The following is a 14,246-nucleotide window of genomic DNA, read 5'->3' as shown; positions in this document are numbered from 1 at the left end:
GTATCACAGGCAGCAAAACAGACAAAAGCACCACCTGCTGCCCCAGGCATGGCCTGACTGCGGCAAAAGCCGTGGTAAAATCGCGCCTGATGTACAGGCCCAAACAAGACATTCTGGTGACCGATCTGCAAGAAGAACTGGTCCTGCTCAACCCTGACACCCAGGACATCTACACCCTCAACCTCTCAGGCCGTTTGCTCTGGCTGGCCCTGCCTGCCACCCTGGACTCCCTGGCAGACCTGCTGATGCAGCATTACGAGCTGGACCCCCAGACGGCACAGACCGACGCCCTGGAAATTGTGGAAGCCCTGGTTTCTTCAGGGCTGGTCCAGCATGACCCCTGAAAACCCACCGCCTTTGACCCTGAACATCCTTTCCCTGGAACTCTGCTTTGAGGGGCTTCCTGCAGCGCTGCAAGAGGCCCTGTGGCTGGACTGGCTGCGTCCCTATGACCTGCCCACCTTGCAGCACTACCAGGTCAGGGAGGCATCCCTGGAAACCCCGGCCAACCTGCAAAAAATCCCTTTTCAGGCCGCCGAGGTGTACAGCTCCAAAGTTGAAGGAGGGGTGCTGCTGGCTTGCCGGGACAACCTGCTGAAGGTGGATTTTGCCCACCAGCAACTGCTGTACTGGGGCAACGGTCCTTCACTGCGGTTGCTTTTCCAGCTGGGGATCAGTGAAGTTCTGCGCCTGATGGGTTTCTTGCCCCTGCATGCTTCAGCGGTTTTGCTGGAGGGGGGCGCAACCGTGCTGCTGGGAAAAAGCGGCACCGGAAAAACCACCACCCTGTTGCAGGCGGCCCGCAGTGGCATTCCTGCCCTGGCAGAAGACTGGTCCTGGCTGGCAGAGGACCTGACCTTCTACCCCTGGGACAGGGGGCTGCACCTGCTGCCTGACACGGCAGAACGCTTTGAGGATGTGCTGCCTGCAGAACGCACCTGGATGCCCCGTGGAGACCGCCACAAATGGCATTTCGCAGTGCAGGACCTTCCCTGGTTTCAGCCTGCGGCCCATCCCTTAAAAGCATTCTGGATGCTCAAACGCCACCACACCACTTTGCTGCAAGACCTGCCTGCCCTGGAGAAAGTGCGCAGCCTGTGGGAAGCCTGCGGCATGCCCCTCAGCAGCGAAGCAGCACAGCTGGCCCAGCAACGCATCAACGGGTTGCTGTCCCTCCCTGCACGGCAGCTGCTGATGGGGTATGAGGTGCATTTTGCTGACCTTTTGAACGGTAATTGACTTTGTACATGAGTGGAGACAGGGAATCCTCTGCGATGATCGCCAGCACCGTGCCCTGGTATTCAATCCAGGCGTGGCCTTTGAGGGTGCCGCCAGCATTGCGCACCCCGCTGACCAGTTCGGCATCAATCCCGGCATTTCTGAGCCACCACAGCATGGCAACCGACCGCAGCACACACATGCCACTTTTCCCTCTGGGAAGCCAGGACAGCACACGGGAAGCCCCCAGCACCCCAATGCGGGCCTTGTGAATTTCCTGCAGGTTTGCAGGCTGGCTGCGCAACGGAATGCGTTCGCACAGGGCCTGCAGGCTTTGCTGATGCTGCAACACCTGGGCTGCTTGCGAAACCCATCCCATGCCTGTCAGCACGTCCCGCGCCATGCCCGGAGCCATGGAGAACAGTTTTTGCTTGCGTGCTTGCTCGGCTTGCTGGGCTGTAAAACCCCGTTCCTCTGAAACCTGCGCCTCCCAGGCTTTCAGGGCCTCAGGGGTCAGGACTTTCAGGGAAAGCACCTGCTGGTAAGGATCACAGCGCTGCAAAAACAGTTCTGCAGTTTTGCGGCAGCCCAATGCTTCGGCACGTTCCAGCAGGTGTTCGCGGGTCAGGCCTGCCTGCTTCAGGCGGTAGAGGTCCAGGTAATCATAACGCTTGAGGTTCCAGCGGTCCCGGTACCAGGCCCGGTGCAGGATCAGGGACACCAGTGCCATGTCTGCCAGACCCAGCAGCCTGACCTGCACCCCTTCCCAGTCAAAGGTTTCCATTTCGGGTTCAAGTTGCTGCTGCAGCTGTTCAGCCCGTTTTGCAAAACGGGCAGGGTGCTTCAGCAAAGCGTGGTGCACATCCAGTTTGATGTTCTTGCCCGGAGACATCAGGCCCAGCGCTTCATGGTTGCTGAACCCCTGGTCCCGTTCTGCATCAAACAAAACCACCCAGCCCAGAGAAGCGGCAAGTTCCCTGGCCTGAGCAATCTGTCCGGGGTCCACCACCAGGTCGATGTCTCCAAAGTAGCGCTCGCAGGGTTCTGTGTAATGCCTGAGGGCCAGGGCTGCCCCTTTGATCAGGAGGGGCACAATGCCCACTGCATTCCAGGCCTGCAACAGGGGCTTCAATTCGGTGGCCTGGGCTTTCCAGCGGTAGAGGGCCTGGGCATAGTGGGGGAGCAACCCTTTGCGGTACTGGTTTGAGGTGTGCTTGAACACGTAAGGCGCAAGGTTGCTGTTCTGCCAGGCGGTCACCGGCAGGGATTCAAAGTCATGGCAGGTCAGGGCACGGGTCAGGTCGTCCAAAGTACACCCATCATAACGCGGGGGGTCTGGCCGCAAATGTCAGCCAGTTCCTCTGCTTCAGGTTTTCACACCTGCTGCAGGTCCATCCCGCTGAAAACCACCTCAAAACCCTGTCCAGTGGGACTGGAGCACATGGGGCCAATTTGCACGGCTGGGACTTCCGGGAAGTACAGCATGCGCATCAGCTGCAAAGGCCCTCCATTGACCCCCCCTTCAATGGTGATGGCCTCTTTGCGTCTGGAAAGTTTTAAAGTGGTGCTCTGCAGGGCTTCTGGCACCGGGGACACCGACCAGTCTGAAAAATCACGGGTGACCACCACACTGAGCTGGTGCACCCCTTCCAGATATTCAATGCCTGCTTTGAGCCACAGGTTTTCATTGACCCGCAGCATCAGGCCTGCCTGATCGTAGAGGTCACGGTACTGTCCGGTGAAGGTGAGGGTGTAATCAAAGTCTCCCTGCACGGTCTGCAAATAAGCGTGCCCGGAATCGCGCTGGAAACCATAATGGGTGACCTGCCAGAAATCGGTGTCTGGCAGGGTCTGGATGGTCAGGGTGTCTGAAGTTTCTTGCCAGTGCAGTGGTGCATTCAACCAGGTGGGCATGTCCACAATTTAAAGCATTTGACAGAAGCAGCAGGGTTGCTCAAGGGGTCACATCCACCATGACCTTCATGGACTGCTGTTTGAATTCATCAGCAAAGGTCAGGGCTTCCTGCACCTGTGGCAAAGCAAAACGGTGGGTGACCAGACGGTCCAGGTTGATGCGGCCCTGCTCCAGCAAGGCCAGGGCCACCGGGTAGCAGTTGGCATACCTGAAAAGGCCCCGGATGTCCACTTCGCGGGCTGCAGCGGCCACCAGATCCAGGGTCACCATGGGATCCGGGGGCAATCCCACCAGCACCACCACCCCTCCAGGCCGGGCCAAAAGCATGCTCTGCTGGCAGGTGCGCAGGGTGCCTGCCGTTTCAAACACCACATCTGCCCCACTGTGGGATGTGGGCAAACCTCTGGAGGTGAGGTCCTGAATCACCTGCTGGGCATTCTGGTGTCTGGCGTTGATGGTGTGGGTGGCCCCCAGTTCCCGGGCCAGATCCAGCCGGAAATCTTCCAGGTCAATGGCAATGAGGGTGGTGGCTCCAGCAGCTTTTGCGGCTTGCAGGGTGGTGCATCCGATGGGTCCTGCACCCACCACCACCACGGTGTCTCCGCTTTTCACCTGTCCTCTGCGGGCCGCCCAGATGCCCACTGCCAGCGGTTCGATCAGGGCTGCAGCGTCGTCGCTGATGCTGTCAGGAACTTTAAAAGCAAAATCTGCGGGCCATTCCAGGTATTCCGTGAAGGCCCCATTGACAGGCGGGGTGGCCATGAAAGTCATTTCGGGACAGAGGTTGTAGCGCCCGGATTTGCAGTATTCGCAGGTGCGGCAGGGTGACCCTGGCTCCAGGGTCACCCGGTCTCCGGCAGCAAAGCCTTTCACGCCCTCCCCCACTGCTTCAATGACACCCATGGATTCATGGCCCAGCACCAGCGGGGCTTCCACCACAAAGGGGCCAATCCGTCCGTGGGTGAAGTAGTGTACGTCTGAAGCGCACACCCCCACCTTCTGGATGCGCACCAGCACATGGCCTGCCTGGGGCTGGGGAATGTCTCTCTCTTCGATCCTTACGTCACGGATGCTGTGCAGAACGGCTGTTTTCATCTTCATGGGTGTGCCTCGGGAAGGGTGGAAAAGTTGATGGACTCGAGTCCATTGTAGCACCAGGTTTCTGAGAAGCAGGGCAGCAGAAAACAGAGGACAGAGAAAGCAAGGCTTGCCTCATGATGCCAGATCCCGGTATGCTGTAAAGCACAACTGTGCCCGAATGGGCAGAAAACCACCTTCATGCGTGGACCTGGCGGAGACTGATCAAAAGGTCTTCGCTTTTTTTGCATCCCGGTTTTCAAGGAGTCAAGATGACCAGATCCAAAATGTTTCCCATCCAACTGCTGTTTTGCGTGCTGCTCGGTGGCACAGCCCAGGCAGCAGGAACCTCTGAAGTTTCAGATGTGCTGATTCAACTGTTCTTTCTGGTGCTGGCCGCCAGTGTGGGCAGCTGGCTGTTTTCCAGGCTGGGGTTGCCCAGTGTGGTGGGTCAGGTGGCTGCAGGGGTGCTCATCGGTCCCAGTGTGCTGAATGCCGTGCAGGACAGCCTGACCCTGGAAGCCCTCGCAGAAATTGGAGCAATTTTTCTGATGTTCATGGTGGGCCTGGAAACCCGTTTCAAAGACCTGCTGAATGTGGGCAAAGAAGCTTTGCTGGTGGCCGTGCTGGGGATTTTCTTTCCGATGGTGGGAGGGTACTTTTTCGGGCTGATGCAGGGACACAGCAACATCGAAAGCCTCTTTCTGGCCACCACACTGGTGGCCACCAGTGTGGGCATCACCGCCAAAGTGCTCCAGGAAATAGGTGTGCTGGACCGCAAATTCGCCCAGATCATCCTGGGGGCAGCCGTGATCGATGACATCCTGGGCCTCACCATCCTGGCCGTGGTCAGCGGTCTGGGCAAAGGCGGAGACATCTCGTTGCTGGGCGTGCTGACCACCCTGGGCCTGAGTGTGGGATTCGTGGTTGCGGTGCTGGCCCTGGGCATTCCCCTGCTGCGGCGTTTTCAGAAGCAGTTGAGAAATGTGCCCCTGGCAAGCAGTTTCAGTCTTGCTGTGGTGGTTGGGCTGGGTCTGGCTGCACTCTCTGGTCTGGCGGGTCTTGCCCCCATCATCGGGGCCTTTCTGGCGGGCATGGTGCTGTCCGAAGTCAAAGACGAATATGAATTTGAAAGCAAAGTGCACGCCCTGGAAGACTTTCTGGCCCCGGTTTTCTTTGCCATGGTGGGCGTGAAGCTGGAACTGGGTTTGCTGGGAAGTCCAGTGGTGCTGATGGCGGGCGGGGTCCTGTCTGTTCTGGCCGTCCTCAGCAAATGGGTGGGCGGATTCCTGGGAGCCCTTTCTCAGGGACGCAAAGATGCCATGCTGGTAGGGGTGGGCATGGTGCCCAGAGGGGAAGTGGGCCTGATTGTGGCGGGCATTGGACTGTCTTACGGCATCATCCAGAAGGAGGTTTTTGCACAGGTTCTTTTGATGGTGATGGTCACCACCTTGCTGGCCCCCATCGTGCTGAAAGTGCTGGTGCGTCCGGAGGCCAGAAGCTGATCAGAAAGTTTTTTCAGATTTCAGAATCTATATTCTGTTCTGAGCGAAACCAGCGCATTCAAGCTTCTGTAGAATTTCCTGCTATGTATTATGTAAAAAACAGAATACAATGAGGCATGTACACCGTGACCGTGAAACGCAAACGCAGAACCATGCTGGGCAGCTACACCAGCTTTACAGAAGCTGCCAAGGCCGCCATCGCATGGTGGAGCAAAGAAACCGCCCAGCATCCCCACCCGGAAGACATCAAAGGCACCTGGCTGGAAAGCTACGACCACCAGAAAGACACCCGCATGTGGTTCTTCATCCCCGAAGTGAGCGCCTTAGAAGCCCTGGGCTGGAACATGCCCGGCTGTGAAATCCGCAGTGCTTCCTGAGTTTTTCTTTTTCTGAATCCACCTGTTCAGCGGGTGGATTTTTTGTGGATGCCCTTCCTGAAGTGGCCATCAAAAACAGAAATGAAATGTATACTGGGCAGGAAAGCAGCCTGACCCCGACCATGAACAACCCTGACCGCAACCTGTTCAAAAAACCCACCAGTGCAGATGTGGCAAGGCATCTGGGGATTTCGCAATCTACAGTGTCTCTGGTGCTGAATGGCAAGGCAGAAGGCCGGGTGTCTCAGGAGTTGCAGCAGGCCATCTGGGAAGCCGCCCGCATGCTCAATTACAAACCCAACCGGGCAGCCAAAGCCCTGCGGGAAGGGCGGGCCAGAACCCTGGCCCTGGTGGTTCCACAACTCAGCAACCCCTTCTTTGCCCCGGTGTACCAGGGGGCAGACCAGGAGGCGCGCAAACTGGGCTATGACACCATCCTGGTGAATTACGACCACAGCATGAGCACCCAGGAGGCCCTGATCGAGCACCTGTTCAGCCACGATGTGGATGGATACGTGCTGTGGGACATCTCTGCACGGTCCAGCAACCTGCTGGATCAGGGCAATGTGGTGCTGGTGGAAGGCCGGGTGGACGGCTTTCATTCCATCATGGTGGACATCCCCCACGGCATCCAGATGGCCCTGCAACACCTGCTGGCCCTGGGACACAGCCGAATTGCACACCTTGCTGCAACCGTGGAAACCGAGACGTTCCAGGCCAGAACCCGCGCTTACCAGCAGTTTTTTGCAGAACAGGGCTGGACTTTGAAGCCTGAATGGCAGGTCAAGGCCCCTTTCTCGCTGGAAGGGGGAAAAGAAGGCGCGCTGCAACTGCTCAGCCTGCCCGAAGAGCGGCCCACGGCCATCCTGTGCGATGGGGATTTTCTGGCGGTGGGCGTGTACAAGGCCGCCAAACAGCTGGGACTGCGCATCCCAGAGGACCTCTCGGTGATCGGGGTGGACAACCTTGAACTGTCCCAGTACATCGAACCTGAACTCACCACCCTGCACATTCCGGCCTATCAGATGGGGCAGGCAGCCGCCCAGCAACTGATTCAACTGCTGGAAGGGCAACCCAGAGCCGAAAAAGTGGTGTGGTTCCAGACTGAACTGATCAAACGCGGCTCTGCTGCAGCACCTGGACAGTGAATGGCAGCAAAATGGCACTGAACCAGGGATACGCCTACACCGAACAGCTTGTGAAAAAAGCCGCAGGTCTGACCCTGCTGGATTACCTGAGCAGGTTTTACACCCATTCTTCTGTTCAGGAATGGCAGGAACGCCTGCAGCAACAGGAAGTCCATCTGGACGGTCAGGTCGCAACTGGGCAGGAAACCCTGAAACCCGGACAGACCCTGATCTGGCACCGTCCCCCCTGGGAGGAACCCGAAGTCCCTCTGCATTTTGAGGTGCTGCAAGAAGATGAGCACCTGCTCGCGGTGAACAAACCCAGTGGCCTTCCCACCATGCCCGGAGGGGGATTTCTGGAGCACACCCTGCTGACCCTGGTTCGAAAAACCCATCCACAGGCCAGCCCCCTGCACCGATTGGGACGCTACACGTCCGGTGTGGTGCTGTTTGCCACCTCTTCTGAAGCCGCAAGCCTGATGGCAAGAGCCTGGAGGGACCATGCAGTACAAAAACAGTACCTGGCCCTGGCTTCTGGTGTGGCAGAAAAGGATGTTTACCCCATCCATACCCCCATTGGGCCGGTTCTCCATCCCAGATTGGGAACAGTGTTTGCAGCACACCCAGAAGGGAAACCCTCTTCCAGTCTGGCAAAAGTGCTGGAAAGAAGGGAGACCTCCACCCTTTTTGAAGTGGACATCCAGACCGGACGGCCTCACCAGATCCGCATTCATCTGGCCTCCATCGGACATCCGCTGGCGGGAGATCCACTGTACGGGCCTGATGGTTTGCCTTTGCAGCAGGACCCGGGTTTGCCAGGGGATGGTGGATATCTGCTGCATGCAGCAAGGCTGGTTTTTGAGCATCCCATCAAGCAGCAAACCACAAAAATTCTGGCCCCTGTTCCCTCTCCTCTGCAGCTTCAAAAGTGAATCCTCCGCCTTGCAGCAGGGGATTTTCAGCACAGCCCGATCAGGCAGAAGGATTCAGGGAAAAAGGAGGGGCGTCTTGCAGATCATCAAAATTCAATTGGGGTGTTTTCAAAGAACGGTCCATCAGGAGGACAACAATCAGGAAAGAACTGCCAATGATCAGACCAGCGATGAGTGAGAGGATGAATAACATCTGCTCCCTCCTTTCTGACTTAAGGGTATACCTCCGTACTGAAAAGTCCCTGAGGGACGCTGAATTTTTTCTGAGGGGTTCTGAGTGGGGGCTGAATGGGAACATCAACAGGAGATGAAGGCAAAAACTGCCTTGCATGGGGTTGCCCTCACATCCTCAGGCACAAATGCAGTACACTCTGCTGAACACAAATCCAGCGAAGGAGACTGCAACGTGATGATCAAAGAAATCACCATTCAGGAAGTGCTTTCCTACACCTGGCTTGACCAGTCGGTGCAGGTGGTGGCCAAAACCAGTCTCAGTGCTGAGGAGCATGAAGCGATTTTTCGGGGACAGTTGCAAATGAAGTTTCTGGGGGTGGACCTCAAACTGACCGCTGTGCAGGTGCAGGAGGGGGCGGCGCTCTTAAATTTCATGGTGTCCACGCACCTGCTGCAGGATTGAAGTTTAGAACCCATGGACGCTTTGTTGCCATTGCTGGGCAAATTGTTGCTGGCTGGTTTTCTGATTTACCTGCTTTTTGGGGTGGTCGGGTATGGAATGTTGTGGTGGCACACCCGCAAAAAGGCAGCCCTGACCCCAGATCCTGAGCCTTATCAGGGACCTTTTTTTGATGGGGAGATCCAGGACCTCCTGAAACCGGAACGGCAAGCCGAAAAAGATCCTGTGCGCTGAATCCCTTGCAGTTCAGTCATACGTATGACTATAATTGCGTCATACGTATGACAAGCCTTGACCTCTGCACCCGAAATGCTGGTGGAGGCGTGTCCCCGTGCTTGCAAACCGCTGGCTGACCCTTTTCCGGGAAGGCATCGGGCAGGTCAGGAAGTCAGCCTGCTGCAGATCTGTCATGACTTCGGACCCCACCATGACCGAACCTTATGCAATTGAACCCCCTGCCATTGAACTCAGGGGCATCACCAAGCGCTTCCCTCTGGTGCTGGCCAACGACAACATCAACCTGAAGGTGAACTGGGGCAGCATTCATGCGCTGGTGGGAGAGAACGGCGCAGGGAAAAGCACCCTCATGAAAATCCTTTATGGCATGCAGCCCCCCACCAGTGGTGAAATCCGGGTGAATGGAAAGCCTGCACCCATGCTCGACCCCAGAGACGCCATCCAGAACGGCATTGGAATGGTGCACCAGCACTTCATGCTGGTCGGACCTCTGACCGTAACCGAGAACGTGATTCTGGGGATGGAACCGACCAGTGGCACCAGCATCAATTACGCTGCTGCACGCAAACGGGTCAAAGAACTGATCGAGCAATTCAAGTTTGGCCTGAACCCGGACGCAAAAATTGAAGACCTTCCTGTGGGCCTGCAGCAAAAAGTGGAGATCCTGAAAACCCTGTACCGGGGGGCCAGAATCCTGATTCTGGATGAACCCACCGCAGTTCTGACCCCTGCAGAAACCGAGGACCTGTTCCGTTTTTTGCGCGAACAGTTTGCCCAGCAGGGGAACAGCGTGATTTTCATTTCCCACAAGCTGCACGAGGTTTTAGAGCTCTGTGATGAGATCTCGGTGATCCGGGACGGCAAGATGATCGGCAGCATTCCCAGGGAGGGGGCCACCACCGAGACCATCGCCCGCATGATGGTGGGCCGCGAGGTGACCCTGAAGGTCCAGAAAAAAGAAGCCCAGCCAAAAGAGAAGGTGCTGGAAGTCCTGAATGCCAGCATTGCCAGCAGCCACAAGAAACCTGTGCTGGATCAGGTGTCTTTTCATGTGGCAAGGGGTGAAGTGGTGGGCATTGCCGGGATTGACGGCAACGGTCAGAGCGAACTGGTGGAGGCCATCACCGGACTGCGCCCGCTTTCCAGAGGCGAAATCCGCTACTCGGGCGAGACCCTGAAAAAAGCCGATGCCAGACGGGTGGCCGAAGCAGGCCTGAGCCACATCCCCGAAGACCGCAATGAACGCGGATTGGTGCTGGAAATGAGCACCGCTGAAAACATGATCCTGGGACAGCACCGAAATCCCTTCTTCAGCGGGAAATTCGGACTTTTGAACCTGATGCGCATTCGCAAGCACACCGAAACCCAGATTGACCTGTACGATGTGCGACCCAGATCAGCGGATCTGCCTGCCGGACGCTACTCGGGTGGGAATGCCCAGAAGGTCATCGTGGCAAGAGAGATGTTCAGGAACCCGAAAATCCTTGTCGCCAGTCAGCCGACCCGTGGGGTGGACATCGGGGCCATTGAATTCATTCACCGTCAGATCATCCGGGCCAGAGACCAGGGGCTGGGGGTGCTGCTGGTCAGCGCAGACCTCACCGAAGTCATGAACCTCTCAGACCGCATCCTGGTGATGTTCGAGGGGCAGGTCATGGGGGAAATGAAAGCCAGCGAAGCCACCGAGGAAAAACTGGGCCTGCTGATGGCTGGCGTGAACTCTAAAGCAGCACAAGAAGAAAAACAACCCGCTCTGGCCTGAGGGCAGAGCCACACCTGGAGACCACAGATGAGCCAGAGTTACACCACCACCAGAAGCGCAAGCCTGATTGCGCTGTACACCAGTCTGCTTGCTGGACTGGGCCTGCTTTTGCTTCCCTTTCTGACCTACACCCGCAATTTCAGCGGTGCAGGGACCCTGCAACTGCTGACCGGGAAAGTCATGGATTATTCCGGGTTTCCTCCCGAGCATCTGCCTGCCATGGGCACAGCGCTGGGTCTGGGCTGGGCGCTTTTTGCCTGTCTGCTGATCTCTGCTTTTGCAGCCCTGAGAAAGGCTTCCTGGCTGTGGATGGCTGGACTGGCAGGCCTGCTGATTGCTGTGCTGGCAACGGTCAGCGTGCAGGTTTCGCTGGGACAGGCCACCCAGAATTTGCTGGGCCAGAACATCCCCCTCAGACGCATTCCTTTTGTTTCTGGAGGGGTCAATCTGGGTCTGGTGCTGGGACTGCTGGCTTCGCTGGTGACCCTGTTCACCGGATTGAGCGGCTTCAGGGTCTGGCGGGAGCGCATGGAGAAACTGCGCTGGGCCCTGGTTCCCTCTGTGTCCTTCCTGATTGCCATTGTGGGCGGTGCCCTGATCATCGTGGCGATTCAGGAGGTCCCCAGTGGCCTCTCCTCTCCCCTGACCATGCCTGAAATGCTGGTCGGAAAATTTGACCTGATCTGGTTCGTGTACTCCACCCTCTTTGCCCCCCTGACCAACCTCCCGGATTTCCTGCAGAGCCTGGTGCTGGCCACCCCCCTGATCCTGACCGGCCTCAGTGTGGCCTTTGCTTTCCGGGCGGGCCTGTTCAACATTGGTGCCCCTGGACAGATGACCATTGGGGCCATCTTTGCCATGCTGGTGGGGGTTTATGTGCATCTGCCTGCAGTTTTTCTGCTGCCCCTGACCGTGCTGGCGGGTGCTCTGGGAGGAGCGCTGTGGGGCGGTCTGGTCGGCTGGCTGAAAGCCCGTTTCGGGTCCAGCGAGGTGATCAACACCATCATGCTGAATTACGTGGCTGCAGGGATTTTCGTGTTCATGATCGGTTCCAGCGAGGTGAAATTCTTCGGACACACCTTCCAGATGCCTTTCAAAGCAGAGGGGTTTGAGGCCAAAAGTGCAGAGTTGCAGGCGGGAGCGCAACTGCCCGGTTTGCTGCAGCTGTTCGGGCTGCACAAAGACGGGGACCACATCAGCCTGAGCTGGATGGCAGGTCTGCTGGTGCTGGGTTTGCTCTTTGCTGTGCTGAAAAACAGAAACCGCCTGTGGATTGCTCTGGCTGCTGGGGTGGCCGTGACTGCAGCCCTGTGGGTGCCCATGACCGTGCAGGCCACGGGTGCCCTGATTTCCAGCCGCCTGAATGTGGCTTTCCTGCTGGCCCTGCTTGCTTCCATGTTCTTCGGGGTTTTCCTGTGGAGGACTGCCCGTGGCTACGAGATCCGTGCTGTGGGCCTGTCTCCAAAAGCCGCCGAATACGGGGGCATCAACGTTGCAAAGAACACCATCCTGGCCATGGTGGTTGCAGGTGCATTTGCAGGTCTGACCGCTTCCCACTATGTGATGGGGGGAGCGCTGGACGAGTACCGCCTGAAACAGAGCCTGCCCGTCAGTGTGGGTTTTGATGGGATCACCATTGCCCTGCTGGGCCAGAGCACCCCGGTGGGTGTGGTGGCTTCCAGTGTGCTGTTCGGGGTGCTGGACACGGGCGGTCTGTATGTGGACCAGAAGCTGGATGCCCTCAACCGTGACATCGTGACCGTGCTGAAGGCCATCATCGTGCTGATCATTGCGGCGCAGGGTTTCCTGAGCAAGAAGATCATCAGCCCGCCTCCTGCTCCACCTGAAGCCAACCCCACCCCTAAAGAAGAACGCAAGGAAGTGACCGCATGAGTTTTCTGGATCTGTTCACGCTGACTTTTCTGGCGACCCTGATCCGCTCGACCACGCCGCTTTTGCTGGCAGCGCTTGGGGGCCTGTTCAGCGAGCGTTCCGGGATTGTCAACATTGCGTTAGAAGGAATCATCATTTTTGGTGCCCTGGCCGGGGCTGTGACCACACAATTGCTGGATGCATCTTTAGGCAACGCTGCCCCCTGGGTCGGCTGGATTGCTGGTGCACTGGTGGGTGGTCTGGTGGCCTGGATTCACGCCGTGATCTCCATCAAATACAGGGCCGATCAGGTCATCTCTGGCACCGCCATCAATTTGCTGGCCATCGGGGTGCCCGGGGTGATCCTGAGCTTCCTGTATGGCTCCTCCACAGAAAGCAAAACCATTGAACATGCGCTGCCCCAGTGGGGTTTCGGGGATTTCCGTTTCAGCCCGCCTGTTTACTTTGCTTTCCTGATGGTGCTGATTGGGTGGTACGTGCTCTACAAAACCCCTTATGGCCTGCGAATCCGGGCCACCGGGGAACACCCCAAGGCAGCAGCCAGCATGGGTGTGAATGTGTACCAGATCCGCTACACCGCAGTGGTCATCTCGGGTATGCTGGCAGGTACCGCAGGTGTGTTTCTCTCGATGGGTTTCCTGAACAGCTTCACCCGAAACCTCTCGGCAGGACAGGGGTTCATTGCCCTGGCCGCTCTGATTTTCGGAAAATGGACCCCGCTGGGCACCCTGGGAGCCACCCTGCTGTTCGGATTTTTCAGTGCTCTGGCCATCACCCTGGGTGGAGCAGACCTTTTTCCCAGCAGCATCGTGCAGGTCATGCCCTTTCTGTTCACCATCATTGCCCTGGCGCTCACCGGCAAAGGGACTGCGCCGAAAGCCGTAGGTAAAGCATATGAATGACCCCTTAAACCTTGCAGATTACATTGACCACACCCTCCTGAAAGCTGCAGCCACCCCGTCAGACATTCGCAAACTCTGCGAGGAGGCCGCAGAGCACGGGTTCAAAGCCGTGTGCATCAATCCCGGTTACATCCAGCTTGCCCTGGAATGCCTCTCGGAAAGCGAAGTCAAAGTCGCCACCGTTGCAGGTTTTCCCCTCGGAGCCCTGACCCCTGAGCAGAAAGCCAGAGAAGCTGCCCTCAGCGTGGAAATGGGTGCAGATGAGGTGGACATGGTGATCAACATCGGGGCCGCCAAAGCAGGCGACTGGGATCTGGTCCTCAGGGACATCCAGGCCGTGCGGGAAGCCACCGAAGACGTGATCCTCAAGGTCATCATCGAAACCTGTTACCTGACCGAAGCAGAAAAAATCCGCGCCACCGAACTGGTGCTGGAAGCCGGAGCAGACTTCGTGAAAACCAGCACCGGATTTGGCAGCGGAGGCGCAACCCTGGAAGACATCCAGCTGATGGCCAAAATCACCCAGGGCAAAATTGGCATCAAAGCAGCCGGAGGCGTCAAGACCCCCCAGGATGCCCAGAGGTTCATTGAAGCTGGAGCCACCCGACTGGGCACCTCCAGCGGCGTTGCCCTGGTGCAGGGAGAAAAGGCAGGCGAAGGCTACTGA

General features: G+C 57.6%; 16 protein-coding genes. 12 read left to right on the top strand and 4 right to left on the bottom strand.

Annotation, left to right across the window (positions count from 1 at the left end):
• Positions 1-89: 89 nt before the first annotated feature.
• Entirely contained in the window at positions 90-344 is a 255-nt protein-coding gene (locus tag IEY52_RS06520) for a PqqD family protein (RefSeq protein WP_189001577.1), read from the top strand.
• Positions 334-1,239: a phosphoenolpyruvate carboxykinase (ATP) gene (locus IEY52_RS06515; RefSeq protein WP_189001575.1), complete on the top strand. Its 906-nt coding sequence runs from the start codon at positions 334-336 to the stop codon at positions 1,237-1,239. Before IEY52_RS06520 ends, IEY52_RS06515 begins: the two co-directional genes overlap by 11 nt.
• Here IEY52_RS06515 and IEY52_RS06510 read toward each other — a convergent pair.
• The 3 genes from IEY52_RS06510 to IEY52_RS06500 all read right to left on the bottom strand — a co-directional run bounded on the left by IEY52_RS06510 (position 1,157) and on the right by IEY52_RS06500 (position 4,228).
• Positions 1,157-2,527 carry a lasso peptide biosynthesis B2 protein gene (locus IEY52_RS06510; protein ID WP_189001572.1) on the bottom strand — a complete coding sequence of 457 codons (1,371 nt, stop codon included), beginning with the start codon at positions 2,525-2,527 and terminating at the stop codon, positions 1,157-1,159. The two genes, IEY52_RS06515 and IEY52_RS06510, sit on opposite strands and share 83 nt — an antisense overlap.
• Positions 2,528-2,592: 65 nt before the next feature.
• Entirely contained in the window at positions 2,593-3,132 is a 540-nt protein-coding gene (locus IEY52_RS06505) for a DUF1349 domain-containing protein (RefSeq protein ID WP_189001570.1), read from the bottom strand.
• 40 nt (positions 3,133-3,172) lie between these two features.
• Positions 3,173-4,228, bottom strand: a complete 1,056-nt coding sequence (locus tag IEY52_RS06500) for an NAD(P)-dependent alcohol dehydrogenase (protein ID WP_189001568.1) — start codon at positions 4,226-4,228, stop codon at positions 3,173-3,175.
• A gap of 254 nt (positions 4,229-4,482) precedes the next feature.
• Here IEY52_RS06500 and IEY52_RS06495 point away from each other — a divergent pair, with 254 nt between their 5' ends.
• The 4 genes from IEY52_RS06495 (at position 4,483) to IEY52_RS06480 (ending at position 8,151) form a co-directional block, all read left to right on the top strand.
• Positions 4,483-5,715: a cation:proton antiporter gene (locus tag IEY52_RS06495; protein WP_229684658.1), complete on the top strand. Its 1,233-nt coding sequence runs from the start codon at positions 4,483-4,485 to the stop codon at positions 5,713-5,715.
• A gap of 116 nt (positions 5,716-5,831) precedes the next feature.
• Positions 5,832-6,092, top strand: coding sequence for a hypothetical protein (locus IEY52_RS06490; RefSeq protein ID WP_189001565.1), 261 nt, complete (start codon positions 5,832-5,834; stop codon positions 6,090-6,092).
• A gap of 44 nt (positions 6,093-6,136) precedes the next feature.
• Positions 6,137-7,240, top strand: a complete 1,104-nt coding sequence (locus IEY52_RS06485) for a LacI family DNA-binding transcriptional regulator (RefSeq protein WP_189001563.1) — start codon at positions 6,137-6,139, stop codon at positions 7,238-7,240.
• Between the two features lie 11 nt (positions 7,241-7,251).
• A complete protein-coding gene (locus IEY52_RS06480; protein ID WP_189001561.1) occupies positions 7,252-8,151 on the top strand; it encodes an RluA family pseudouridine synthase in 900 nt (299 codons plus the stop codon).
• A 40-nt stretch (positions 8,152-8,191) separates the two neighbouring features.
• On the opposite strand, the gene IEY52_RS06475 is transcribed toward IEY52_RS06480, so the two are convergent.
• The gene (locus IEY52_RS06475; protein ID WP_189001559.1) at positions 8,192-8,344 is read right to left on the bottom strand and encodes a hypothetical protein; all 153 of its coding nucleotides are present in this window, start codon (positions 8,342-8,344) and stop codon (positions 8,192-8,194) included.
• Between the two features lie 213 nt (positions 8,345-8,557).
• Here IEY52_RS06475 and IEY52_RS06470 point away from each other — a divergent pair, with 213 nt between their 5' ends.
• From IEY52_RS06470 to deoC, 6 genes are all read left to right on the top strand, one after another.
• Positions 8,558-8,788, top strand: coding sequence for a hypothetical protein (locus IEY52_RS06470; RefSeq protein WP_189001557.1), 231 nt, complete (start codon positions 8,558-8,560; stop codon positions 8,786-8,788).
• 12 nt (positions 8,789-8,800) lie between these two features.
• Positions 8,801-9,019 carry a hypothetical protein gene (locus IEY52_RS06465; protein WP_189001555.1) on the top strand — a complete coding sequence of 73 codons (219 nt, stop codon included), beginning with the start codon at positions 8,801-8,803 and terminating at the stop codon, positions 9,017-9,019.
• Between the two features lie 175 nt (positions 9,020-9,194).
• Positions 9,195-10,784, top strand: a complete 1,590-nt coding sequence (locus tag IEY52_RS06460) for an ABC transporter ATP-binding protein (protein ID WP_189001553.1) — start codon at positions 9,195-9,197, stop codon at positions 10,782-10,784.
• Between the two features lie 27 nt (positions 10,785-10,811).
• Positions 10,812-12,677, top strand: coding sequence for an ABC transporter permease (locus IEY52_RS06455; protein ID WP_189001551.1), 1,866 nt, complete (start codon positions 10,812-10,814; stop codon positions 12,675-12,677).
• The gene (locus IEY52_RS06450) at positions 12,674-13,579 is read left to right on the top strand and encodes an ABC transporter permease (protein ID WP_189001549.1); all 906 of its coding nucleotides are present in this window, start codon (positions 12,674-12,676) and stop codon (positions 13,577-13,579) included. Before IEY52_RS06455 ends, IEY52_RS06450 begins: the two co-directional genes overlap by 4 nt.
• Positions 13,572-14,246: a deoxyribose-phosphate aldolase gene (gene deoC / locus IEY52_RS06445; protein WP_189001547.1), complete on the top strand. Its 675-nt coding sequence runs from the start codon at positions 13,572-13,574 to the stop codon at positions 14,244-14,246. The genes IEY52_RS06450 and deoC overlap by 8 nt, the downstream gene beginning before the upstream one ends.

This window comes from Deinococcus roseus, from assembly GCF_014646895.1.
GTDB lineage: Bacteria > Deinococcota > Deinococci > Deinococcales > Deinococcaceae > Deinococcus_C > Deinococcus_C roseus.
The sequence above is the reverse complement of the archived record's forward strand: the minus strand, read 5'-3'. Positions and strand labels throughout refer to the sequence as shown.

What these genes read in the sequence shown, in the direction of transcription:
- IEY52_RS06465 (WP_189001555.1), top strand. Translation starts at nt 8,801, where the DNA reads ATGGACGCTTTGTTGCCATTGCTGGGCAAATTGTTGCTGGCTGGTTTT.
- IEY52_RS06505 (WP_189001570.1), bottom strand. Translation starts at nt 3,132, where the DNA reads ATGCCCACCTGGTTGAATGCACCACTGCACTGGCAAGAAACTTCAGAC.
- deoC (WP_189001547.1), top strand. Translation starts at nt 13,572, where the DNA reads ATGAATGACCCCTTAAACCTTGCAGATTACATTGACCACACCCTCCTG.
- IEY52_RS06480 (WP_189001561.1), top strand. Translation starts at nt 7,252, where the DNA reads ATGGCACTGAACCAGGGATACGCCTACACCGAACAGCTTGTGAAAAAA.
- IEY52_RS06475 (WP_189001559.1), bottom strand. Translation starts at nt 8,344, where the DNA reads ATGTTATTCATCCTCTCACTCATCGCTGGTCTGATCATTGGCAGTTCT.
- IEY52_RS06520 (WP_189001577.1), top strand. Translation starts at nt 90, where the DNA reads ATGTACAGGCCCAAACAAGACATTCTGGTGACCGATCTGCAAGAAGAA.
- IEY52_RS06455 (WP_189001551.1), top strand. Translation starts at nt 10,812, where the DNA reads ATGAGCCAGAGTTACACCACCACCAGAAGCGCAAGCCTGATTGCGCTG.
- IEY52_RS06495 (WP_229684658.1), top strand. Translation starts at nt 4,483, where the DNA reads ATGACCAGATCCAAAATGTTTCCCATCCAACTGCTGTTTTGCGTGCTG.
- IEY52_RS06450 (WP_189001549.1), top strand. Translation starts at nt 12,674, where the DNA reads ATGAGTTTTCTGGATCTGTTCACGCTGACTTTTCTGGCGACCCTGATC.
- IEY52_RS06460 (WP_189001553.1), top strand. Translation starts at nt 9,195, where the DNA reads ATGACTTCGGACCCCACCATGACCGAACCTTATGCAATTGAACCCCCT.
- IEY52_RS06490 (WP_189001565.1), top strand. Translation starts at nt 5,832, where the DNA reads ATGTACACCGTGACCGTGAAACGCAAACGCAGAACCATGCTGGGCAGC.
- IEY52_RS06500 (WP_189001568.1), bottom strand. Translation starts at nt 4,228, where the DNA reads ATGAAAACAGCCGTTCTGCACAGCATCCGTGACGTAAGGATCGAAGAG.
- IEY52_RS06515 (WP_189001575.1), top strand. Translation starts at nt 334, where the DNA reads ATGACCCCTGAAAACCCACCGCCTTTGACCCTGAACATCCTTTCCCTG.